Below are 23,886 nucleotides of genomic sequence, written 5' to 3'. Positions count from 1 at the left end.
TGTCTCCAGAAAGGGCTTGTTTTTTAAAAGAAAATTATTTCTTAAACCTCGAAAGGCACTACAGAAACATAAGATTTGTTATCTTTTTTCTTTGTGAATTTTACAACGCCATCTACATAAGCGTGTAATGTATGATCTTTTGAAGAATACACGTTTTCACCTGGGTGGTGTGTATTACCTCTTTGTCTTACGATAATGTTTCCAGCAATAGCAGCTTGACCACCAAAAATCTTAACACCTAAGCGTTTTGATTCTGATTCTCTACCATTCTTAGAACTACCTACTCCTTTTTTATGAGCCATTGTCTTAAGTTTTTATATTGTTAATATTAAGTGTTTTTTGAAAATTACTTTTCAATACCACCATCTAATTTGTCCTGTAATTCTTTTAATTCATCCCATTTACCATCAGCAGCTAATTTAGCTTGCTTCGGCCAAGTGTCAGTAACAATATGAGATAATCTTGAGCTAGCTTCAGTAAGAATTGCACTTAATTCTTCTGGTTTTGCTTTTGCAACTTTAGCAAAAGTATCTAAACCTGCATTTACTAAGGCTTCAGCAGCTTTAGGTCCAGCACCTTCGATTTTTTTCAAATCATCAGCTTTTGCTGTTGCTTTTTTTGCAGCTGCCTTTGGCGCAGCAGCTTCTACTTTAGCTTCAACTTTTTTCTCTGCTTTTGCTGGCGTAGCTTTTTTAGCTCCAGAAGCAGCAATGCTTTCTATTACAATTTCAGTTAAAGATTGACGGTGACCGTTTTTCTTGCGGTAACCTTTACGTCTTTTCTTTTTGAAAACTATAACTTTATCACCTTTAAGGTGCTTTAAGACTTTTGCTCCTACTTGAGCTCCGTCTATAGCTGGGGCGCCTACAGTTACATTGTCACCATCACCAATTAGAAGAACATTATCAAAAGCCACTTGCTTTCCTTCTTCTGTTTGTAAACGGTGTACAAAAACCTTTTGGTCTTTAACAACTTTAAATTGTTGCCCTGCTATCTCTACAATTGCGTACATAGCGTAACGTGTTTATTAATTAATTTTTGTTCAAAAATGAGTGCAAATATACTGCTATTTAATTAATCTACAAACGTTTTGTTTTTTTTAGGCAAGATTTTTACTGTTTTTAAAAAGTTGCATAACAGTAAGCGTAGAAACTACCGTGGTTGCAAACCCCATAATGGCTACTACAAAGGTTACCAAACCAACATCGGCGCCAAGGCCTCCATGCATTTCTTTAAGTAATTCGGGTAGAAAACCCGGACTAAACTCAGTAGCATAAAATAAGAAGAAAACGGTAAATAATACAGTAGCAACAAAACCTGTAATGAGGCCTATTTTAAAACCTTCACCATATGAAAACGCTTCTGGATTTTCAAGTTTGCTTAATCGTATAACTTCGTAAATTCCAAATGCCGTTATTACAGCATTGAAAAAACTAAAAACCGGATTAGTATGCTTGTTAAATAATGCTAAAATTAAAAAATAAGCAATTAATACAGCACTTGTAACAAGTCCAAACCTAATAGGAAGCGATATTTTTTTCATATTCTAAGTATTTAATTTAATAACTAAACATCATGGAAATTTGACCAATAACCATTTATGCTACTAAATTTCGTGAAAAATTTGGTAAAAAAATAATTTTAACGCGCATTTAATATTAATTTCCAATTAACAAACCTCATTATTTAGTAAATTTGCTTGAAATTAAATACATAAAAACAATGAAATCTCTAAAAAATATCATGATAATTGGGGTTATAGCATTATTTGCTATGAGCTGCAAAAACGAAAACAAACCAGAAGTAAAAACGGTTGAAGTTGCAAACGAAGCTACCCACACCCTAAACCCAAATGCCACTTATGCTAAAGCAGAATTCACCATTGAGGGTATGACGTGTGCCATGGGATGCGCAAAAACCATTGAAAAGAAAATTGCAAAAATGGATGGCGTAAAATCTGCCTCTGTTGATTTTGACAAAAAACTAGCTATGGTTGAATATGATGAAGCAAAAGTAACCCCTGCATTATTAGAACAAACCGTTACTAAAGTTTCAGATACTTATACCGTTAAGGATATGAAAAGTGGCCATTCTGATAAATCAAGTTGTGATGCAGATTGTAAAAAGGCATGTTGTACCGATAAAACCGAAGCTGAAAAAACAGCCTGTTCAAGTGATTGTAAAAAAGAATGTTGCACAGCAAAAAAGAGTGCATAACCTTAAAATACTTTTAATAAAAAGCTTCTTAATTTGAAATTAAGAAGCTTTTTTTATTCCCAGTGAAGTGATTCCATAATTTGAACCATGTCTTTTTTCAGATAGTTTGCTGCTGGTAAAATAGAATCGTAATTAGGTTTTGCATAAAAATAGAGCGAACCCACTAAAAAATGCTTAACACTATCGGTTACATAAAACTGCGCTGGTGATGCCACATTTCCTTTTACTTCAGAAAAAACACCATACACCTTTCGTTTTTTATTTTCATAAGGGAACACAGGAATTTCATCTGCTTTAATAGTATGCTCTAAAGTGAATTTTTGGGCATCTTTAAGATACTCTGTTAAAGTTACAGAGTCACCATCTATAGCTTTATAGGTTAGGAAAATAGTGCCTTTAAGCGTTGGGTATTCAATATTAATACCATAACTCTCTTTGGTCGACTTTAACTTTTTATATTTAATTTTTGAAGCTAAATTGTTGGCTTCAAAAGAAAATGGCACATCTATATTTGTGTTTTTATACTGCGCCTCCGGGTATTCTAGCCTTAAATAACCTTTAGGCTTTGGTATATAATCTTGTCCACATGATAAACACATGATAATAACGGCCAATAAGTAAAAACTATGCTTCATTTAAGTTATTGTAAATTTTACGAGCTTTATCCGTTTTTTATCTAATGCTTCTATTTTAAAAACGTAATTTTTAAAATTTATTTTACTGTTTTGTTTTGGAAAACCACCCAATATTTCTAAAACAAAACCCGCAATAGTTTCGGCTTCACCTTTATTTTCTTCAAAAACGGTTTCGTCTTCAACTTTAATAATTTTATAAAAATCTTTCAAAGCTGTTTTACCTTCAAAAACATAATTATTGTCATCTAGTTTAGAATAGGTTAAATCTTCATCATCAAACTCATCACTTATGTCACCTACAATTTCTTCAATAATATCTTCTAATGAAATAAGCCCCGATGTACCACCATATTCATCAACCACTACCGCAAGATGTACTTTTTTGTCTTGAAATTCAGCCATTAAATCGTCCAACTTTTTGTTTTCTGGCACAAAAAATGGTTCTCTAATTAAGCTAGCCCAATCAAATTGTTTTCTATCAATATATGGTAATAAATCTTTTACATAAAGGATCCCTTTTATGGTATCTATACTGTCTTTATAAACCGGGATTCGTGAATAACCATTTTTCACTATTTCCGGCATAATCTCACTATATTTTTGATCGATATTTAAAGCAAAAATATCGATTCTAGGGCGCATAACTTGTTTGGTATCGGTATTACCAAAAGATACGATGCCTTGCAATATTTTATGCTCTTCCCTGGTAGTATCTTCTTTACTTGTAAGCTCTAAAGCTTGTGATAATTGGTCGATACTTAAATTCGATTTTTGCTTTCCTAATTTATTGTGGATAGTTATGGTCATGCTGCGCATAGGCAAACTTAAGGGCGACAAAAGCACATCTAAAACTTTTAGGGGATATGCCATAAAAGTGGCAAACTTTAAATTGTTTCGGCTGGCATAAATTTTAGGTAAAATTTCGCCAAACAATAAAATTAAAAAGGTTACTACAACTACTTCAATTACAAATTTTAGTATTGGCGATGCAATTCCAGTGAACAAATCACTACTTAAATAGGCAAATAAAATAACGATGCCAACATTTATAAAATTATTAGCAACCAATATTGTGGCCAATAGTTTTTTAGGGCGCTCTAATAAACTTGTTATTATTTGAATGCGTCTTGATTTTGCTTCCAATCCTTTTTCTATATCGATTCTGGAAAGCGAAAAAAGAGCGACTTCGGCTCCAGAAATAAGTGCCGAAAAAAACAACAGCAAAAACAATAAAACAACGCCTAAAACAATTGAAAAATCAATTGCAATCATTAAACTTTTAAAACTCGCGGGGTCAGGATCCAATGCTATGGTTTTGGTTAAACAAAGAGCTCTCGTTGTATCGAGACATTTTTAAAATGGTAAATCGTCTTCCTCGTCTCCAATTGGCTCTGGAGCTTCAGTTTGTTTTGCAACAGGTTTTTGTGCCGTAGTTGGCGCAGCGTTTGATGCATTGCTTTCACTTTCTTTCTTGGTAGTTAAAAAAGTGAAATCTGTACATTGAATTTCGGTTGAATAACGCTCTGCACCGCTTTCATCTTGCCACTTTCTGGTTTTCAATCGGCCTTCAATATATACTTTATCGCCTTTGCTTAAATACTTTTCGCAAATTTCGGCACCTTTATTTCTAACTACAATGTTATGCCATTCGGTATTGGTAACACGCTCATTAGTTTGCTTACTGGTGTAGGTTTCGTTTGTTGCCAATGGAAATCTGCCAACACAACCACCACCTTCAAAATAATGCATTTTTACCTCATCGCCCAAATGCCCAATTAGCATTACTTTATTTAATGTTCCAGACATAATTTTGTTTTTTAATAGGATAGCAAAATTACTGAATTGCTTTGCATTTTAACGACTTGCTTTTCGTTTTTTTAAAATTAATAAAAAATTTGATTGCGATAACTATGCCCATGAAAAATGTTGAATTTATTAAAATCATCTTTTTAGTATTGGGATTTCCGATGTCTTTTGAATGACAATTTCACCGGAAACCCAAACGTTTAACATTTAAGAGCATTTTAGAAGTTAAAACTTTCAATGAAATTTCCAATTAAAATAGGCACCGCATAGGTATGTATTTCATTTTTTGGGATGGCATTGGGCAAGGCATTGTTCACTTTTACAATCCAAAATTTAGTGTGTAAATGTTGATGTGATAATTTATGCACAATATCTTGGTCATTATATAAGGACAACTCAAAAGTATGACCATTTAATAATGAATGCTTTTTAGCCAGATTATTTAAGGTTTTAAAATCGCAACTTTTGGAAGTCTCAATTAAAGGAAACTGATACAAATTTTGCCAAATGCCTTTCCCATGGCGTTGTTCTAAAATGGTTCTTTCATTATTATCAACAAAAACCAAAAAGTTGAAATACTTTTTTTTCGCTTTCGCAGATTTTATTTTTACAGGCAGTTCATTAATTCTATTTGTATTGAAGGCTATACAACTTTTAACAAATGGACATATAGTGCAATCGGGACTTTGGGGTTTACATTGTGTTGCTCCAAACTCCATAATGGCTTGGTTAAATGTAGCAGGGTCTTTTTTATTAATGAGCTCTTGTGCCAATTGTTTAAACTCCTTTACACCTTTTGATGAATTGATAGGGGTATCTATGCTAAAATAGCGTGCCAATACTCTGTACACATTGCCATCTACAACAGCCTCGGGTTTGTTAAAACAAATGGATGCCATGGCACTTGCGGTATAATCGCCAATACCTTTCAGTTTTAGCAAGTCTTTATAATTGTTTGGAAACTCCCCGTTCAATTGGTTGGCAACATGTTTTGCAGTAGTATGCAAATTTCTGGCACGGGAATAATAACCAAGCCCTTGCCAAAGTTTTAAAACCTCACTTTCTTGGGCATTAGCCAAATGAAAAACCGACGGAAATTCTTCTGTAAATCTGACGTAATATGGCAAACCCTGGGCCACTTGTGTTTGCTGTAAAATAATTTCCGATAGCCAAATATAATAAGGGTCTTTTGTTTGCCTCCAAGGGAGATCTCTCTTATTAATTGAATACCAGTTGTTTAAAGTTTTTGAAAATATCATTAATTAAATAAATGCTGCGAACAAAAATAAACGTTTATAATCTTAAATTTTAATGAATTAGGTTTGAAATATTGAATTTTAAATTCCTATATTTGCATCCCTTTTAAAATTTATAGTAACTTAATAAAATATAATAAAAATGACTAAGGCTGATATAGTAGCAAAAATTTCTGATAAATTAGGAATTGAAAAAGGAGATGTTCAAGCAACTGTTGAAACATTTATGGAAGAAGTAAAATCTTCATTAGAAAGTGGTGATAATGTTTACTTAAGAGGTTTTGGTAGCTTCATTATCAAAACAAGAGCTGAGAAAACCGGTAGAAACATTTCAAAAAACACTACTATTAAAATACCATCACACAATATTCCTGCATTTAAGCCTGCAAAAGTATTTGTAGAAGGTGTTAAAACAAATGTAGACGTTAAGTAAAAATGCATTGGCTGAAACAAGTTTTCAGTATTAAAATAAATTATTAATCAAAAAACACTCTATTTATGCCAAGTGGTAAAAAACGTAAGAGACATAAGGTAGCAACGCACAAAAGAAAAAAACGTGCACGTGCTAACCGTCACAAAAAGAAAAAATAAACCCTAAAAAGTAGTTATAAAAGCTACTTTTTTCGGTTTAAAACAAAAACGTTCATTGAAATGAGTTTATTAAATTTTTAGACACTTAATGGTGTTTTATAAACTCCACGGATATTAAAAATCCTGTGAAAAATATTGTTTAATCCATCTGTACAATTCAGTTATCAGTTTTCAGTAACAGTTTTCAGTAGTATACTGCAAACCGTAAACTGAGACTGTGTACTAAAAAGTATGGATAAAAATTAACTTAATGGATAAAGAATTGATTATTCGATCTAGTTCCGAGCACGTTGATTTTGCCTTATTAAAAGATGGAAAACTTATTGAATTACAGAAAGACGAAGATGGTAATAACTTTTCGGTTGGTGATGTGTTTATAGCCAAAATAAGAAAAGCTGTTCCAGGCCTAAATGCTGCATTTGTAAATGTAGGCTATGAAAAAGATGCATTTTTGCATTATCATGATTTAGGCCCAAAGCTACCTTCGCTTTTAAAATTCACAAAAAGTGTAAGCACAGGTAAGTTAAAAGATTTTACTTTAAAAAATTTCCCATTTGAAAAAGATATTGATAAAGACGGAAAAATTTCTGATGTCTTAAAATCAAATCAATCGCTATTGGTACAAATAGTAAAAGAACCTATATCAACCAAAGGCCCTAGAATAAGCTCCGAGCTTTCTATTGCTGGTAGATATATTGTTTTAGTACCTTTTTCAAACCGTATTTCCATTTCTCAAAAAATAGAAGACAAAGATGAAAAAGACCGACTAAAACGATTGGTAAAAAGCATTACGCCACCAGGGTTTGGCATTATTGTACGCACTGTAGCACAAGGCAAAAAAGTAGCTGAACTAGATAAAGATTTGCAAAATTTGTTAGGTCGTTGGACCGCAATGTGCAAAAAGCTACACAAAGCACATCATCCAAGTAAAGTGTTAGGTGAAATGAATAAAGCCTCGTCAATATTACGAGACATATTCAACGACACCTTTACTGCTATTCATGTTGATGATGAAGCGCTCTACATTCAAATTAAAGATTACGTGCAAGAAATTGCACCAAACAAAGAATCCATTGTAAAATTGTATCAGTCTAACGTCCCTATTTTTGAAAAATTTGGGATTGAAAGACAAATTAAAACCTCCTTTGGAAAAACCGTTTCTATGGCAAAAGGTGCGTATCTAATAATAGAACACACCGAAGCTTTACACGTTATAGACGTAAACAGCGGCAACCGCTCAAATAAAGCAAACAACCAAGAGGACACAGCACTAGAAGTTAATTTAATTGCAGCTACCGAAATGGCGCGCCAACTGCGTTTACGCGATATGGGGGGCATCATTGTAGTCGATTTTATTGATATGACGAATGCTGAAAACAGGCAAAAACTCTTCAACCACCTTCGTGATGAAATGAAGGACGACAGAGCAAAACACAAAATATTGCCCCCAAGTAAATTTGGTTTGATACAAATAACAAGACAACGCGTTCGCCCAGAAATGAACATTAAAACTAAGGAAGAAAACCCTGATGAGGTAATGAATGGCTCTGAGGTTGAAGCACCTATAGGAATTGTGCAAAAAATTACGCACGACCTTGAAACATTATTAAAAAAAGACTATAAAAAGCTGACTTTAAACACACATCCTTTTATAGCAGCCTTCTTAACAAAAGGTTTTCCATCAACACGTTCAAAATGGTTTTTTGAACACAAAAAATGGGTTAAAATTTTACCAAGAGATGCTTACACGTATTTAGAATACCACTTTTTCGATAAAGATGGTAATCAAATTAAATAATTCAAAAAAGCCTTACTATTTGTTTAGTAAGGCTTTTTTTTTGTTTTAAAACGTCATTGGAGGTACGACCAAACAATCTGCCAATTTTTATTTCAAAATCAAAGTCTGGTCCATTTTAAAATTAAAAAGGATTTCCACTTCAAATGCGTAGCATTCACGATTTCATTAATTTAAAAATAAAATACATGAGTAATCCCTAACTCAGGCGTATCCGCAAAGTTCAGTTAGAATTCAATTTTCATTTTTGTTTGTATAAAACTTCATAAATTTACAGTCTAATATTAGTATATGAAAATCCTTCACCTAGACACCAATCACGAACTTCTAATCAACCAACTAAACCATTTAGGTTTCACCAATCATGAAGATTATACATCTTCAAAACAAGATATCGAAGCCAAAATTAAAGATTATGATGGGATCGTATTAAGAAGCCGTATTTCTATCGATAAGCAATTTTTAGATGCCGCAACCCATTTAAAATTCATCGGTCGTGTAGGCGCAGGATTAGAAAATATAGATTGCGATTATGCCAAATCAAAAGGTATCGAACTTATTGCAGCACCCGAAGGCAACCGCAATGCAGTAGGCGAACATGCATTGGGCATGCTGCTTTCTCTTTTCAACAAACTAAATAAAGCCGACCAAGAAGTTAGAAATGGCAAATGGCAGCGTGAAGCCAACCGAGGTATCGAACTCGATGGACGCACCGTAGGCATTATAGGTTACGGCAATATGGGAAAAGCCTTTGCTAAAAAATTAAGAGGTTTTGATGTTGAGGTGTTGTGCTATGATATTAAAAATGGCGTAGGCGATGCCAACGCAAAACAAGTAGCGTTAAATGAATTTCAGGAAAAGGTGGACGTTGTAAGTTTACACACGCCACAAACACCTTTAACTTTAAATATGATTCATGCTAATTTTATCAATCAATTCAAAAAACCGTTTTGGTTTATAAATACCGCACGTGGTAAAAGTGTTGTGACTCAAGACTTGGTTTCAGCATTAAAATCGGGTAAAATCCTTGGTGCGGGATTAGATGTTTTGGAATACGAAAAAGCATCGTTTGAGGATATGTTCACTTCAATTATGCCAGAGCCTTTTCAATATTTAATAGCTTCAGAAAACGTATTGCTAACCCCACACGTAGCAGGTTGGACCGTTGAAAGCAAAGAAAAATTGGCACAAACCATTGTAGATAAAATTAAAGCAAAATTTTGTTAACTTTAGAATTCTAAAGTTAAGCTCATGCAATACCAAGCCAACTCCCCTGAAGATTATATTAGTCAACTTCCTGAAGACCGAAAAGAGCCTATTATAAAATTACGCAAAACCATCAATAAAAATCTACCAAAAGGATTCGAAGAAACCATAAGCTATGGTATGATTGGTTACGTTGTACCGCATACCATATACCCCGCTGGGTACCATTACACACCCGAATTGCCTTTGCCTTTTATGTATATTGCTTCACAAAAAAACTTTATTGCTGTGTATAGTTCTAGTGTGTACGCCACAAAAGAATTATACAATTGGTTCGTTTCTGAATATCCTAAACATTGTAAACGCAAACTGGATATGGGGAAAAGTTGTATTAGGTTTAAATATATAGACGATATTCCTTATGAACTTATTGGAGAGTTAGCGTCAAAAATGACTGTTGAAGAATGGATAAACATTTATGAAAAGAATATTAAAAAGTAATTTATAAAACGCAACGATATGAAATTAGGAGCCTTTTCAATAAGCCTTAGCGTTAAAGACATTAAGGCGTCTAAACAATTTTATGAAAACTTAGGGTTTTCGCAGTTTGCTGGCGATTTAGACAAGAACTACCTTATTATGAAAAATGGCAATGCCTTGGTAGGACTGTTTCAAGGAATGTTTGAAAACAACATACTAACTTTTAATCCTGGTTGGGATGAAAATGCTACCAAACTAGCTACTTTTGATGATGTTCGTGATATTCAAAAACAACTCAAACAAAAAGGAGTAAAACTAGAAAGTGAAGCAGACGAAACCACTTCTGGCCCGGCAAGTTTTGTGGTTTTAGACCCTGATGGGAATGCCATTCTTGTAGATCAACACGTTTAATTTTTCAATAAACATATTACCAAAATGAAAAAAAGAGTAACAGGTATTGGCGGGTTGTTTTTCAAAACAAAAGACCCAAAAGCGACTAAAGATTGGTACCAAAAACATTTAGGATTTAATACCGATGATTACGGTTCTACTTTTTGGTGGAAAGATAAAGATGGTAAAGACTGCTCTACCCAGTGGAGTCCGTTTGCGGAGGACACCAAATACTATGAGCCTTCAAAAAAAGATTTTATGTTTAATTATAGGGTTGAAAATTTAGAAGCATTACTAAAGGTTTTAATAGAGGAAGGCGTTACAATAATTGGAGATATGGAAACCTACGATTATGGTAAATTTGGCTGGATTTTAGATAATGATGGCAATAAAATAGAACTTTGGGAACCTATAGATGCTGCTTTTTTATAAAAAGCATCAATATTAAAGTTCCAAAAAACAAAAAAACACCAAACACCAAACTTTGACATACTTAGACATTCTTCAATCTTTTCATCTTACTGTATTACAATGGGCTGCTATTTGTTTCGCCGTTTTTTTATTGGGCTTATCAAAATCGGGTATAAAAGGTATAGGTATTATTATTGTTGTAATACTTGCTTTTGTTTTTGGTGAAAAAGCATCAACGGGTATATTGCTGCCCATGCTAATTTTTGCTGATATTTTTGCAGTTGTTTATTATAACAAACATGCGCAGTGGCAGTATATTAAAAAACTACTACCCTCAATGGTTATTGGAGTTTTAGTAGGTGTTTGGGTAGGAAATGATATTTCTGAAGCTGTTTTTAAACGCATTATGGCAGTCATCATCATAGGGTCTGTATTCATTATGTTTTATATGGAGAACAGAAAATCCACTACGGTACCAACCAACAAGTGGTTTTCAAATTCAGCAGGGTTTCTAGCTGGTTTTACAACTATGGTTGGTAATTTAGCAGGCCCTATTTCCGATATTTATTTTCTAGCCATGCGTATGCCTAAAAACGAATTTATTGGTACCGCCGCTTGGTTGTTTTTTATCATCAACGTGTTCAAACTGCCATTTCATATATTCGTTTGGAATACCGTAAGTGTAGAAACCTTGGTTTTAAATTCGGTATTAATACCAGCAGTTATTCTTGGTTTTTTCTTAGGGGCCTATATTGTTAAGCTCATTTCGAATGTTAATTACAGAAGGTTTGTGTTTATTGTTACCGCTTTAGGGGGCATAATCATGTTGTTTAGGTAACTGTTGTTTTACGCAACCAATTCATTTTTTTACTACATTTATATCTTAACCAAAAAAAATCAAAAACATGTCTGACGAAAAAAACTTAAACGATGCGGTAGATGGGGCTAAAGAATCTGCAAGAGAATTTGCACAAGAAGCAAATAAAATTGCTGCTGGTGAAAACAAAAAAATATTAGCTGGTGTTTTAGCTATTTTACTTGGTGCTTTTGGAGTTCATAAATTTATCTTAGGATATCAAAAAGAAGGTATTATTATGTTGGTTATTACCATCATTCTAGGAGTTATTACTTGCGGAATTGCGGCTTCGCTAGTAGGTATAGTAGGGTTAATTGAAGGCATTATATACTTAACCAAAACTGATGAAGAGTTTTACCAAACCTACCAAGTGGGTAGAAAACCTTGGTTTTAAGTAAAATCATAAAAAACAAAAGCAGTTTTAGGTAGATTTTCTAAAACTGCTTTTTTTTTGTGATGTTTTTTTATTTTCTCGAAATTAAATGTGTTTCCGTTTCACCATTAATGGTTATTCTTAAAACATACAGTCCAGAAGGTAATGCACTCACATCAATAACTGCTTTATTGTCTTTAATTTTAACCTTTTCTTTTTCAAAACCTAGCATATCATATAAAGAAGCACTTATTTCGGTATTTTTTTCTGGGACATTGTTAGCGTCAACCAAATCTAAATACACCACATCGTTTGATGGATTTGGATAAATTTTAAAAATGGTGTCAAGATTTGATTTATTAGAACTCGCCATAGATTGAATCTCGCTACAGCTTTGAATATAAAAATCGCCTTCACTTTCATAATTTGAAGAACCGCAGCTATTTGTAACTACTGCATACATGTTAAAATAACCACTATACGCTTTTGGAAATGCAAAAGTATAGGTATATTCACCATTACCGTTGGATATTAAACTGTAAGATACATTTGGATATAAATAAGTAAAATTTAAAGATGTACCTTGGTTAATAATAAAAGGCACATAATGGTACTTTATATCACAATACTCAGATTGCGCGGTACCTCTAGCTACTGCTATAGCCGATGGAGCACCAGCAAACAAGTTTTTAGTTTTGCTATAAGATTGACCACAGCCATTAGTTATGGTAGCTGTTAATGCAACCCCACCATAGCCAATTAAGCTTAGTGTAACCCCCGTATTTGAAGCATTGCTTAAAGTGGCGACCGTACTGTTAGATAAACTCCAAGTAACTGTTTGCCCCGTTAATACATTTTCAGTACCAAAATTGTAATTTGTACTACCACTACATAATGTAGATGCACCAGATATGGCTGTAATTGTTTGTGAAATATTAGGACGACTTATGGTTGTGGTTTTTGTTGGATAAGTAGTGCCGTTTAAAGTAGGTGTCATAGTTACGTTTGAAGGCAATACAGTACCTGATGCAGGCGATAACTGAATTACATTAGTGGTAGTTGTAAATGTACCACTTACAGGAACACCATTATATTTCCACCCAGAACCAACATTCCAGCTATAACTTACAGTACCTGATGAATTGTTGACGTTTACAACTGTAAATACGTAAGAACTTGTTGAACCACAAGAGACATTCAATGATGTTGGCTGTAAATTAAACTCTGGTGTTGGCGTTTTAGTAATTGGATAGCTACAACTTGAAGTTTTATTGCCTCCAGAAGTTTCAAATTCTAAATAAATAGAACTTCCCGTTTGTTGAACTTGAGATGCAGATATATTACCACTAATAGTTGATTCATATGAATCGCCAGACCAAAAAGTATCTTGAATGCTTTGAGGCGAACCAATTACTTGAGGATTAGAAGTAGAGTTTAACTTTAACATAATCCTTAACGTACCTGTTCCGCTGGGTAAGATTTGAGGTCTGGAAAGCTTGAAATTTAAAACTAGATTGTTATTTTGAACAGTACCAAAATCTAGCGTGTTACAATTAGACACTGTTGTCTGGTTATTCAAATACACGCTAGTAATTGAGGTAGTAATTTGTGCGTTTATATTTGTAAACGTTAAATATAAAAGCATTAGAAATAATATTTTTTTCATGATTAATAATTTTTGCTATTTTTCTAAATGAATTTGAAAACCTAATCCTAGACTAAAAATGTTATACTTTGTTGAGGTAGCAAATTTGTTTAAGTTATAATTCAATGTCATTTCTAGAGCAACGCTACTGTTAAAAAACAATACTGGACCAGCTTTGAAATCTAAAGCAGTGTTCTTTTCATTAGAATTATCGTTTCCGTAAAAAGTATATCCAACATGTGTTAACACATTTACTCTATTTTCAGGTTTTAAAAAATAATATCTAACATATGGTCCAATACCATAACTTATTGCCGAATTGCCATCTTGTGCTTTAGTATAAACAAAAAGAGGTGTAACGCCCAATGCAAACTTATCTATAATAAAAAAGCCTAAATTTGGTCTTAACTCTAATCCTATTCCATTACTGGTCATATTATTATCTTTAAGTTGAGAGCTATAAAAATTTCCGGTTCCTCCAACCATCCAATTACCTTCGGTTATTTGGGCGTTAACAGTCAATACGGTTGTAAATACAATTAAGAAAAATAATGTTAATGTTTTCATTTGTGTTAATATTAAATAGGTTAAAAATTTGCAATAATTATTTGGTTTAATGCTTATTGGCATTAAGTTTATAATGTTTACTGCATACAATTAACATACACGTTTTTTTGTCTATGCAGTCTATAAAATGGTCTATATGGTTGGGTCTATGGTTAGTCTATAAATACATACAGCCGTCTAAAAACTGTATTATTACGCTGCTAAATATTACTTAGGGAGTAAATAAAAAAACTAGCGCTAGTTAAAAAGTACTCTTTAATGCCCTCAACATCTTTTTTGCATAGACTAAACAAAGAATAAGCTTTTGGACAATACAAATATGAAAAAAAAAAAAAACATATTACACAAGTTTTTCTCACATTTTTTTTAAGAATTTTCGTTTTACGGATTTCCCGTAACTAATGTATGGTAAAACATTACCTTTATTGAAATAGGCTTTTTGCGTCATTGCTGTAGAAAATGACAAAGCAATCTGTTTATTGGTTATCTAAAGTATATTGAAATTTAATTGGAGAGATTACTTCGGTCATACTTCCCTCGTAATGACGTTAATCTCCATTATTCTCCATCAACTTACGCTCCAATTCTGCCTGAAATTCTTCCATTACTGGCCGAACAGTGCTTTCTGGCAAGTCAGCAATTTTAATATACATCAAGCCATCAACCGAATTGTTGAACAACGGGTCTACATTAAAAGCCATAAGACGTGCATTTTGTTTGATGTATTTTTTTAGAAGTACAGGCAAGCGTAATGCTCCTGGTTCAATTTCATCAATTATTTTATCAAACTTATTTAAGTCGGCCTCGGTTTCATCAAAAACGAAATCTTTATCGGCGTCCTTAAGTTTCACTTTAAATTCTTTTTTGGGGTGTACATACTGTGCCAAATACGGGTCGTAGTAATGCGATTTCATAAACTCAATCATCAACGATTTTGAGAAGTTTGAAAACTGATTGCTGATGCTTACACCACCAATTAAAAACTTATGTTCTGGGTAACGTAATGTAGTGTGAACAATGCCTTTCCAAAGTAAAAATAAAGGCATTGGTTTTTGTTGGTATTCTTTAATAATGAATGCGCGCCCCATTTCTATAGACTGGCTCATCATTTTATGTAATTCGGGTTCAAACCTAAAAAGATCTTGTAAATAAAAACCATTGATGCCATATTCGGCAAAAATTTTAGAACCCAAGCCCATTCTATAAGCACCAGCTAACAGGTTTTGCTCGTTATCCCATAAAAACATATGGTGGTAATAATTGTCAAAAGCATCCAAATCAATAGCTTCATTGGTACCTTCTCCAACTTCCCTAAAAGTGATTTCGCGTAAACGTCCAATTTCCCGTAAAATATTGGGTACTTTAGATGCCTCCGCCAAAAACACTTCGTAATTTTTACTCTGCAACAGCCTAGAATCGTCTTTACGCAAAGCTTCTACCTCACTAATCATTAACGCCGAATCTACAGGTGTTACAATACGCTTTGGTGCTTTGGGTGTTTTTAAAGTAGATTGGATGTTATCTAATATTTTCGATTTTTCTTCAAAGGCATTTGATAGCATGTATGTTTTTCGCCTTAAAAATTCTGAAAATTCTTCAAGCGATGCGTGTTCTTTTTGGTCTTCAACCGAAATGGGTTTTCCAATACGCACTTTTATGGTACGGCGTTTTTGGGTTAACAATTCCGATGGTAATTTTGCGGTTCGTAGGGTATCGCTAATTTTTGAAAGTTTATAAAACAAGCGGCTGTTTTTAGCGTGAAAGTAGATAGGAACTACGGGTACTTCTGCTTTTTTCACCAATTTTATGGCGGCTTCTTCCCAAGGTCTATCTACCACTAATTTTCCATCTCTATAAGTTGAAACTTCACCTGCTGGAAAAATACCTAATGGGCGTCCTTCCCGTAAATGAAGAATGGAGTTTTTAAATCCCACAAGGCTAGATTTAACATCTTTTCTATCTTCAAACGGGTTTACCGGCATAATGTAAGGTGCCATTGGCTCGATGCGGTGCAATAAAAAGTTGGCAATTATTTTAAAATCGTTTCGTTGTTCCAACATTAATTTCAATAGTAAAATACCATCTATACCACCTAGCGGATGGTTAGACACGGTAATATAAGCACCATCTTTGGGGAGTCGTTTTAAATCTTCTTCCGGAATTTCGAATTTAATTTGAAATTCGTCTAAAATTTTATCTAAAAATTCTACGCCTTCTAGGTGTTTGTTGCGGTTGTAAAATCTATTTAAAGTAGATATTTTTAACACTTTCATAAGTAACCAGCCAATAAACGTTCCTATAAAGCCATAGTTGTCCACGTTTATTACTTTAGCCACTTCTTTAGCTGAGACTAATCCTGAATCTTGTTGTTTGGTCATGACTGTAAATGTACTAAATTGTTTATTTACTTACTACTTGAACAGTTTCTTGTGTTAATTGTTTTAATAACACGGTTTTACCTTCTTCAATTTGGTTTATTGCGTTTTGGTTGTAATGCCTTATGGTGTAAAGAGACACATTTTCATGGCAAGTTACTTTAAATTTTGCTTTTAAATGGTGTAATAACTTGTCAAGATTATCATAAATATTATCTACACAAACCGAAAAACTAATGGCCGAATTTTGAATTACATCTACCTTCATTTTATATAAATGTAGTAAATTAAATATTTCGCTAATGTTTTCTTCTACGATATATGAAAAATCCAAAGAGGATAATGAAATTAAAACTTGATTTTTTTTAACGATGAAACAAGGCACCATGGGCTCTAGTGTAATGTTTTTTCCTATACGTGTTCCCGGTGCTTCAGGGTTTAAAAATGACTTTACATACAACGGAATTTCTTTACCCTGAAGAGGTTGCAAGGTTTTTGGGTGGATTACCGAAGCCCCATAAAAAGCCAGCTCAATGGCTTCGCGGTAGCTTATTTTATTTAGCAATTGAGCATTTTCAAAATAGCGTGGGTCTGCATTTAAAACCCCTGGCACATCTTTCCAAATAGTTACGCTATCGGCATTTAAGCAATAGGCGTAAATAGCTGCGGTATAATCGCTTCCTTCTCTACCAAGTGTGGTGGTAAAATTATTAGGGTCGCTTCCTAAAAACCCTTGGGTAATATTTAAAACGGTTTTGTTGAAATTTGTTGAAATACGTTGTTGGGTTTCCTCCCAATTGATATTGGCACTTCGGTAATAAGTATCGGTTTTAATATGCTCACGAACGTCTATCCAATTATTCTTTAACCCAATAAAATTCAAATATTCACTAATAATTACTGTTGAAATCAATTCGCCATAGCCGATAATTTGATCGTAAACAAAGTTATAATCGGGCGATTTGTTTGTGTTAAAAAAGTTGTTTAATTCATCAAAAAACAATGCTACTTTTTTGTACACTATGTGGTTTTCATTTTCAAATAAATCTAAGAGAATTTCATTATGGTATTTCTTTACTTCTTGAAGCGAACTTTGTAATTCGGTTTTATTCTCAAAATAATTTTTAATTACAAGTTCTAAAGCATTGGTTGTTTTTCCCATTGCGGAAACTACTATTAAGGTGTTTTTATGACCTACTTTTTGAAGTAATGCCGCCACGTTTTTTACACCGCTGGCGTCTTTAACCGATGCGCCACCAAATTTATATACTTGCATTTTTTTGGTTAGTTGTTAAGTAAACATATTATTTTCAACTCTGAAGCTCTGAAACTTTGAAGCTCTGAAACTTTGAAGCTTTGAAACTTTGAAACTAAATATTAGAAATATAATTTTTTATGCTTTGTTCGTCCATGTGCACAACACGCCACTCTTCTTTTATGGTAGCTCCTTTCTGTTTATAAAAATTAATAGCAGGCTCATTCCAATCAAGCACTTCCCAATTAATACGTTTAACACCTAATTGATATCCGTATTTAACTACTTCATCTAGTAATGCAGTTCCTAAACCAGTGCCTCGCATGGTTTCATTTACTATTAAATCTTCTAAATGAATTGCTTTTCCTTTCCATGTAGAATAGCGGTTATAACCTAAAGCAATACCTTCTATTTTCGAGTTGATTTCGGCAACAAAACAAAAAAAAGCTGGCGATTCATTAAAACCGTCATTTTCTAAATCTTTCAAGGTAACTTCAACAGCATCAGGTTCATTTTCAAAATGTGCCAATTGATTTATAAGTGCCAAAACTTGTGGCATATCCTCTTTTTTAGCTCTTCTAATTGTGAAACTCATAATATTTTTTAATTATTTCAAAGATAACTTAAAGTTGACTATTTCAAAGGTTAATCTTTGACGAAAACGTTGTAGTTGATTAAAAAATAGTAGATATTTGTAGTACTAAAAAGCAAATGTATGGCTCAAAAAATGCAAACTTTAGGAGAATTTATCATTGAAAATCAAGCTGCTTTTAAATATTCTTCAGGGGAATTATCTAGCCTTATAAACTCCATTAGGCTAGCCGCAAAAGTAGTAAACCATGAAGTTAATAAAGCAGGTTTAGTAGATATTATTGGAGCTGCCGGCGACACCAATATACAGGGTGAAGACCAACAAAAACTTGATGTATATGCTAATGAAAAGTTTATTCAAACCCTTACCAATAGAAACATAGTTTGTGGTATTGCCAGTGAAGAAGAAGACGATTTTATTGCCATTAATAGTCAAGATGAAAATCATCAAAACAAATATGTTGTATTAATAGACCCATTAGATGGTTCTTCTAATATTGATGTAAATGTATCTGTTGGTACTATTTTTTCAATTTACAGACGTATTACACCTGTAGGAACACCTGTAACTATTGATGATTTTCTGCAAAAAGGGAGTCAACAAGTGGCAGCAGGTTATGTGGTTTATGGCACCTCTACCATGCTGGTTTATACTACAGGAGCAGGTGTTAATGGATTTACTTTAAATCCTGCCATTGGGTCGTTTTATTTATCGCACCCCAATATGCAGTTTCCAGAAGACGGACATATTTACTCTGTGAACGAAGGGAATTATATTCATTTTCCGCAAGGGGTTAAAAATTATATTAAATATTGCCAAAAGGAAGAAGGCGATAGACCGTATACTTCTAGATATATTGGGTCTTTGGTTTCTGATTTTCATAGAAATATGATAAAAGGCGGTATTTACTTGTATCCTAAAAATTCTTTAACTTCAAATGGTAAGCTTCGCCTGTTGTACGAATGCAACCCTATGGCGTTTTTAGCAGAACAAGCTAACGGAAAAGCCAGTGATGGTTTTACCAGAATTTTGGATATTAAACCAACCGAGTTGCACCAACGTGTACCTTTTATATGCGGTAGTAAAAACATGGTTGAAAAGTGCGAAGAATTTATACGTGATGCACAATAAAAAAGACAATAGATTTTAGAGTTGAGACAAAGGACTTAATTATAAAACATAAAAAAAAGAGACTGTCTGAAATGTCTATATATTGTCAAACTGAACTTGTTTCAGTTTCTAATAAATATTGATTATCAAAAAGTTAAGATTCTGAAATGAATTCAGAATGACACTTGTTGATACTTTTCAGACAGCCTCTTTTATGCTTTTAACTTTTTTGGGTTTTTATCCAGTTGATACACTCATTAAAGGTTTCAAAAATATGCTCTCTTGGCATTAAATCTGGAATAATGTCAATACGTTCCATCATGTATTTTGGTTGATCCAATAAATCAACAAATAAAGCGGTGATCTTGTTTTTGTTTAGTTCTTGAAGCACATCTTCCATGGCGTACAAGCCTGATTGATCCATATACTGCATACGGTCCAAACGAATAATAACCATGGAGGCAGAACTTGGAATTTGAGCTGCCAAACTTTGAAATTCGTTTGTTGAGCCAAAAAACAAAGGGCCTTTAATATGCTTAATAAATACTTTTTCCTTCAATTGTTCAGGGAAACCAAGTTCATCAGCCCAAGCTTCTTCCTTTAAAGATTTAACATCAGAACGTTCAGCAGTTAAATCGCCAATTTTTTTCATAAACATTAAAGATGCAATTATAAGCCCGATTCCTACGGCATAAACTAAATTCCAAAAAGTAGAAAGTAGTAAAACCACAAGCATAATAATAACTTCTGAACTTACTTTAAGTGGCCCAATTTTAGCATCTTTTGGTAAACTTGGTATGGCTTTAAGTCCTTTATAGTCCATAACTCCAATCCCAACGGTAATTAATATACCAGCTAAAACCGCAGCTGGGATTCTTGATGCAATAGGGCCAAGGCCTAACAAGATAATAAGTAGCATGATACCTGCTATCATACCAGAAAGTTTTGTTTTTCCACCCGAATTGATATTTACAACAGTTCTAATAGTCGCACCTGCACCAGGAATACCGCCAAAAAGAGCGCCAATACTGTTACCTATACCTTGACCAATTAACTCTTTGTTTGGTTTGTGTTTTGTTTTAGTCATATTATCGGCTACAACACTTGTTAATAAAGAATCGATAGCGCCTAATAATGCCAACGTTAACGCTGTAAAAACATAAGGTGTTATGCTAGCAATACTAAAACCAGTAAAAACTTCTAAATGTGGAATGGGTATACCACTAGGAATTTCTTCAATGGGTCTATAATTCAGTCCAAAAGCGATGGTAGCACCGGATACAACCACCAAAGCAACTAAAGTGCTAGGTATTTTTATTGTGATGCGTTTAAAACCATATATGATGAAAATGGTTGAAAGGGCTAAAATTAATTCTAACCAGTTAATACTTTGAAGGGCTCTGGGCAAACTTTTTATGGTACCTAAAACCCCAGAAGCATCATTTTTTGCAAGTGTTTTAGATTCTTTTAAAATATCATTTTCGGTAATATTTTCTGCTCTTGTTACCGTTTCTTTAAAGTTTTCTAACACTAAAATGCCTTCGCCTGCTTCTTCTTTTAAAATGTTTTCAAGAATTAATTCTTCGGCTTGTGGTTTAAACGTGTTTACATATTCCATATCTTCCTTTGGATAATATCCAATGGAAGGTAAAATTTGTGTGATTAGAATAATAACCCCTATGGCCGTCATAAAACCAGAAACCACAGGATAAGGAATGTATTTTATGTATTTACCAAGCCCTAAAAGGCCTAGTCCAATTTGCATTAAACCAGATAATAAGAATACGGTAAGTATAGCAGGAAGTGCTTTTTCAACATCGCCATCGTTTACGGCTATAATTCCTGCGATAACAACCATACTAACGGCTGTCATAGGTGCTGTTGGACCTGAAATTTGTGTGTTGGTTCCGCCAAAAAGGGCAGCAAAGAAACTTAGAAAAATGGCACCATACAGTCCAGCACTTGGACCCAGACCAGATGAAACCCCGAATGCTAAAGCTAATGGTAATGCAACAATACCAGCGGTAATACCTCCAAAGGCATCTCCTTTTAAATTTGAAAACAGGTTTTTCATATATAGTTTAGTATTAAGATTTCTAAAGTTAATTATTTAAAATCAAGAAAGAAACTATTATATAAAAAAGTGTTGGCGTCTTTTTAAAACGGATTGCCTTTAGAAATTTACAAAAGCAATTAAATTGAATTGATCTCTGCCCGAGGTTTCAAAAAACTGGTTCATGTAACCTGCCTCTAGTTTAATATTTTTATTTAAATGATAACCAACACCACCAAAAACCCTATTTCTATCGAAAACAGCGCTTTCAGTATTTATAAATAGTTCATTATATGCTGAAAAATAACATTTTCCAGTTTCTGTAAAAGGGACATTCAATCCTAAAAAGTAACGAAAGCGCATTTTAAAATCATCTTCAACAAAACGTTGCTCAAAACGGTAACGATGGTTTAATGTAACGCTTCCAATCGTTTGTTTAGATGTAAATTGCTGAAAAATTCGATGCTCGTTTACACTTGTTTTATCGTCGGTATCTCCTATGTAATTTTCGGATAGTATATAACCGTAACCCAATAAAACATTGTTTTTACCTTCATTAAAGGTATAACCCAAACCGGTTCTTAATAGCAATTGTTCTAAATCGCCAATAGCATTATAATTTCGGTATTGGATTTCATTGTGAATATTCCATTTAGAATTTACTTGTTTATTTCCAATGTATATGAGCCAATTTCCAAAATTACTGTCTTGCGCGTTAATAAAGTTAGGCAGCACCAACGCTAATGTTAGTGCCACCATACTTATCTTCTTCTTCATAATATTTTTATATCGTTTATTCAAAAAATGCTACAGCACCTGTATTGATGTCGTACATAGCTCCAACAATATCAATTTCGTTATTGTCTTCCATTTCTTTTAATATAGGGCTTTGCATTCTAATGTTTTCAATAGCGATATGTACATTTTTTTCTGCAACGTTATCTACAAATTCTAAGTTTTTAGAATTTCTTTGGCTTTTATCTGCAGGTTCTGTAACAGCTTCTACAGCAGGTTTTATTTTGCTTAACATGGATGTTAAATTTCCAAGTTTGGCATCATCGCAAGCGCCTTTTACTGCACCACAGCTTGTATGCCCTAAAACCACGATTAGTTTAGTTCCAGCTAACTTACAGGCAAACTCCATGCTTCCTAAAATGTCTTCGTTTACAAAATTACCCGCAATACGAACACTGAAAATATCGCCTAAACCTTGGTCGAAAACCAATTCAGCCGAAACTCTAGAATCAATACAGCTTAAAATGGTTGCGAAAGGGAATTGTCCTTCACTGGTATCGTTAACTTGCTCTAACAAGTTACGGTTTGCTTTTAAATTATTTTGAAACCTTACATTGCCTTCTTTTAGAAATTGTAAAGATTTTTGAGGGGTCATGGTTGCCTGGGTTTCTCTTGTATGTGCTTTCATAATATTTTTACTTTTTAATTTATGTAAATGGTTATTGTTGTAATGAATGATTTTGGTTTCCTGGTAACAGTAGCGAGACGTTAACTTTGTTTATAATGGCTCTAATATTTTTTTTTGCTGCATTAGATTTTTCCTCCATTCTATCAAAACACAACAAATTGATATTATTTTTTGTTATGTAGTTTGATAGATTATCGATGGAATTATCATTTTGTTCAAAAACATAATCTATGGTGTTAATTTCTGAAGCGCTATTAACCTCATCCAATGTATCCGATTTATCAACTATTTTAAAAGATTTTATGGGCTTTTGGGCATATACCAATAAGTCTTCTGCTATACTGGTATTTAACAGTGTTTCCGTATTGTTCAGTACCCCTAAAGATATTTTATTATTAGGGTCCAAAATATTGTTGGTATCTGCTATAAAAATAGTACCGTGATATTGTTTTAAAACAAATTTAGTAATATTATCACCAATCAAATTTAGTGAATTTGATGTTTTCTTTCCTAAAACAATAATATCGGGTTTGTTTTCTTTTATATAATCATCTATTTCGTGCTTAACATTACCAAAAGAAAATGAATAGTTTATAGGAACCTGAAACTCGCTGGAAACAGATTCAACTATCTTTTTTATTTTCTTATCCGTTGCCGTATAATCGTGATTGATACTACGAATTGCAGAAAGTTGGTTGTCTCTATCTACCACCTTAGCTGCGTTTTTAACATAAAAAAAACTTACTTCGCCATCAATCATTTTAGCTAGACTCACAGCGCTTTTTAAAGTGGTGTTTACAGATTTTTTTAAATCTGCAAGCACCACTATGTTGTATTTGTTCTTTTTCAT

General features: G+C 33.4%; 26 protein-coding genes. 10 read left to right on the top strand and 16 right to left on the bottom strand.

Annotated features, from left to right (window positions below):
- Window positions 1–41: 41 nt before the first annotated feature.
- From rpmA to J8H85_RS13045, 3 genes are all read right to left on the bottom strand, one after another.
- A complete protein-coding gene (rpmA, locus tag J8H85_RS13055; protein WP_209655651.1) occupies window positions 42–302 on the bottom strand; it encodes a 50S ribosomal protein L27 in 261 nt (86 codons plus the stop codon).
- 44 nt (window positions 303–346) lie between these two features.
- Window positions 347–1,012: a 50S ribosomal protein L21 gene (rplU, locus tag J8H85_RS13050; RefSeq protein WP_209655650.1), complete on the bottom strand. Its 666-nt coding sequence runs from the start codon at window positions 1,010–1,012 to the stop codon at window positions 347–349.
- A gap of 87 nt (window positions 1,013–1,099) precedes the next feature.
- On the bottom strand, window positions 1,100–1,543 hold the full coding sequence (locus tag J8H85_RS13045; protein ID WP_209655649.1) for a DUF4199 domain-containing protein: 444 nt from the start codon (window positions 1,541–1,543) through the stop codon (window positions 1,100–1,102).
- A gap of 179 nt (window positions 1,544–1,722) precedes the next feature.
- Here J8H85_RS13045 and J8H85_RS13040 point away from each other — a divergent pair, with 179 nt between their 5' ends.
- Window positions 1,723–2,217, top strand: coding sequence for a heavy-metal-associated domain-containing protein (locus J8H85_RS13040; RefSeq protein WP_209655648.1), 495 nt, complete (start codon window positions 1,723–1,725; stop codon window positions 2,215–2,217).
- Between the two features lie 53 nt (window positions 2,218–2,270).
- Here the strand turns inward: J8H85_RS13040 and gldD are convergent, their stop codons facing one another.
- From gldD to mutY, 4 genes are all read right to left on the bottom strand, one after another.
- Window positions 2,271–2,852 (bottom strand): gliding motility lipoprotein GldD, encoded by a 582-nt coding sequence (gldD, locus tag J8H85_RS13035; RefSeq protein ID WP_209655647.1) that lies wholly within the window; start codon window positions 2,850–2,852, stop codon window positions 2,271–2,273.
- Window positions 2,853–4,157: a gliding motility-associated protein GldE gene (locus J8H85_RS13030; protein ID WP_209655646.1), complete on the bottom strand. Its 1,305-nt coding sequence runs from the start codon at window positions 4,155–4,157 to the stop codon at window positions 2,853–2,855.
- Window positions 4,158–4,205: 48 nt separating this feature from the next.
- Window positions 4,206–4,658 (bottom strand): single-stranded DNA-binding protein, encoded by a 453-nt coding sequence (locus J8H85_RS13025; protein WP_209655645.1) that lies wholly within the window; start codon window positions 4,656–4,658, stop codon window positions 4,206–4,208.
- A 218-nt stretch (window positions 4,659–4,876) separates the two neighbouring features.
- Window positions 4,877–5,917, bottom strand: a complete 1,041-nt coding sequence (gene mutY, locus J8H85_RS13020) for an A/G-specific adenine glycosylase (protein WP_209655644.1) — start codon at window positions 5,915–5,917, stop codon at window positions 4,877–4,879.
- A 139-nt stretch (window positions 5,918–6,056) separates the two neighbouring features.
- On the opposite strand from mutY, the gene J8H85_RS13015 reads away from it, so the two are divergent.
- The 8 genes from J8H85_RS13015 (at window position 6,057) to J8H85_RS12980 (ending at window position 12,037) form a co-directional block, all read left to right on the top strand.
- Window positions 6,057–6,347 (top strand): HU family DNA-binding protein, encoded by a 291-nt coding sequence (locus J8H85_RS13015; RefSeq protein ID WP_117173525.1) that lies wholly within the window; start codon window positions 6,057–6,059, stop codon window positions 6,345–6,347.
- Window positions 6,348–6,755: 408 nt separating this feature from the next.
- Window positions 6,756–8,303: an Rne/Rng family ribonuclease gene (locus tag J8H85_RS13010; protein WP_209655643.1), complete on the top strand. Its 1,548-nt coding sequence runs from the start codon at window positions 6,756–6,758 to the stop codon at window positions 8,301–8,303.
- Window positions 8,304–8,591: 288 nt separating this feature from the next.
- Window positions 8,592–9,527 carry a 2-hydroxyacid dehydrogenase gene (locus J8H85_RS13005; protein ID WP_209655642.1) on the top strand — a complete coding sequence of 312 codons (936 nt, stop codon included), beginning with the start codon at window positions 8,592–8,594 and terminating at the stop codon, window positions 9,525–9,527.
- Window positions 9,528–9,551: 24 nt separating this feature from the next.
- Window positions 9,552–10,007 carry a DUF1801 domain-containing protein gene (locus J8H85_RS13000; RefSeq protein WP_209655641.1) on the top strand — a complete coding sequence of 152 codons (456 nt, stop codon included), beginning with the start codon at window positions 9,552–9,554 and terminating at the stop codon, window positions 10,005–10,007.
- An 18-nt stretch (window positions 10,008–10,025) separates the two neighbouring features.
- Window positions 10,026–10,397, top strand: a complete 372-nt coding sequence (locus tag J8H85_RS12995) for a VOC family protein (RefSeq protein WP_209655640.1) — start codon at window positions 10,026–10,028, stop codon at window positions 10,395–10,397.
- Between the two features lie 24 nt (window positions 10,398–10,421).
- On the top strand, window positions 10,422–10,808 hold the full coding sequence (locus tag J8H85_RS12990) for a VOC family protein (protein WP_209655639.1): 387 nt from the start codon (window positions 10,422–10,424) through the stop codon (window positions 10,806–10,808).
- 52 nt (window positions 10,809–10,860) lie between these two features.
- Window positions 10,861–11,625 (top strand): sulfite exporter TauE/SafE family protein, encoded by a 765-nt coding sequence (locus tag J8H85_RS12985; protein ID WP_209655638.1) that lies wholly within the window; start codon window positions 10,861–10,863, stop codon window positions 11,623–11,625.
- 67 nt (window positions 11,626–11,692) lie between these two features.
- A complete protein-coding gene (locus J8H85_RS12980; protein ID WP_209655637.1) occupies window positions 11,693–12,037 on the top strand; it encodes a TM2 domain-containing protein in 345 nt (114 codons plus the stop codon).
- A gap of 70 nt (window positions 12,038–12,107) precedes the next feature.
- Here J8H85_RS12980 and J8H85_RS12975 read toward each other — a convergent pair whose 3' ends face one another.
- The 5 genes from J8H85_RS12975 to J8H85_RS12955 form a co-directional block, all read right to left on the bottom strand.
- A complete protein-coding gene (locus J8H85_RS12975) occupies window positions 12,108–13,682 on the bottom strand; it encodes a T9SS type A sorting domain-containing protein (protein WP_209655636.1) in 1,575 nt (524 codons plus the stop codon).
- Window positions 13,683–13,697: 15 nt separating this feature from the next.
- Entirely contained in the window at window positions 13,698–14,228 is a 531-nt protein-coding gene (locus J8H85_RS12970) for an outer membrane beta-barrel protein (protein WP_209655635.1), read from the bottom strand.
- A 548-nt stretch (window positions 14,229–14,776) separates the two neighbouring features.
- The gene (locus tag J8H85_RS12965) at window positions 14,777–16,606 is read right to left on the bottom strand and encodes a GNAT family N-acyltransferase (protein WP_209655634.1); all 1,830 of its coding nucleotides are present in this window, start codon (window positions 16,604–16,606) and stop codon (window positions 14,777–14,779) included.
- A gap of 22 nt (window positions 16,607–16,628) precedes the next feature.
- The gene (locus tag J8H85_RS12960; protein ID WP_209655633.1) at window positions 16,629–17,879 is read right to left on the bottom strand and encodes an aspartate kinase; all 1,251 of its coding nucleotides are present in this window, start codon (window positions 17,877–17,879) and stop codon (window positions 16,629–16,631) included.
- A gap of 94 nt (window positions 17,880–17,973) precedes the next feature.
- The gene (locus J8H85_RS12955) at window positions 17,974–18,453 is read right to left on the bottom strand and encodes a GNAT family N-acetyltransferase (protein ID WP_209655632.1); all 480 of its coding nucleotides are present in this window, start codon (window positions 18,451–18,453) and stop codon (window positions 17,974–17,976) included.
- A gap of 120 nt (window positions 18,454–18,573) precedes the next feature.
- Here J8H85_RS12955 and fbp point away from each other — a divergent pair, with 120 nt between their 5' ends.
- Window positions 18,574–19,581, top strand: a complete 1,008-nt coding sequence (gene fbp / locus J8H85_RS12950; protein WP_209655631.1) for a class 1 fructose-bisphosphatase — start codon at window positions 18,574–18,576, stop codon at window positions 19,579–19,581.
- A gap of 199 nt (window positions 19,582–19,780) precedes the next feature.
- On the opposite strand, the gene J8H85_RS12945 is transcribed toward fbp, so the two are convergent.
- The 4 genes from J8H85_RS12945 to J8H85_RS12930 form a co-directional block, all read right to left on the bottom strand.
- Window positions 19,781–21,634 carry a SulP family inorganic anion transporter gene (locus J8H85_RS12945; RefSeq protein WP_209655630.1) on the bottom strand — a complete coding sequence of 618 codons (1,854 nt, stop codon included), beginning with the start codon at window positions 21,632–21,634 and terminating at the stop codon, window positions 19,781–19,783.
- 99 nt (window positions 21,635–21,733) lie between these two features.
- Entirely contained in the window at window positions 21,734–22,390 is a 657-nt protein-coding gene (locus J8H85_RS12940) for a DUF2490 domain-containing protein (RefSeq protein ID WP_245243810.1), read from the bottom strand.
- 16 nt (window positions 22,391–22,406) lie between these two features.
- The gene (locus J8H85_RS12935) at window positions 22,407–23,036 is read right to left on the bottom strand and encodes a carbonic anhydrase family protein (protein WP_209655629.1); all 630 of its coding nucleotides are present in this window, start codon (window positions 23,034–23,036) and stop codon (window positions 22,407–22,409) included.
- A 31-nt stretch (window positions 23,037–23,067) separates the two neighbouring features.
- Entirely contained in the window at window positions 23,068–23,886 is an 819-nt protein-coding gene (locus J8H85_RS12930) for a universal stress protein (protein WP_209655628.1), read from the bottom strand.

Source organism: Mariniflexile gromovii (assembly GCF_017814435.1).
GTDB classification, from domain to species: domain Bacteria; phylum Bacteroidota; class Bacteroidia; order Flavobacteriales; family Flavobacteriaceae; genus Mariniflexile; species Mariniflexile gromovii.
This window is presented reverse-complemented; position numbering and strand designations above follow the sequence as displayed.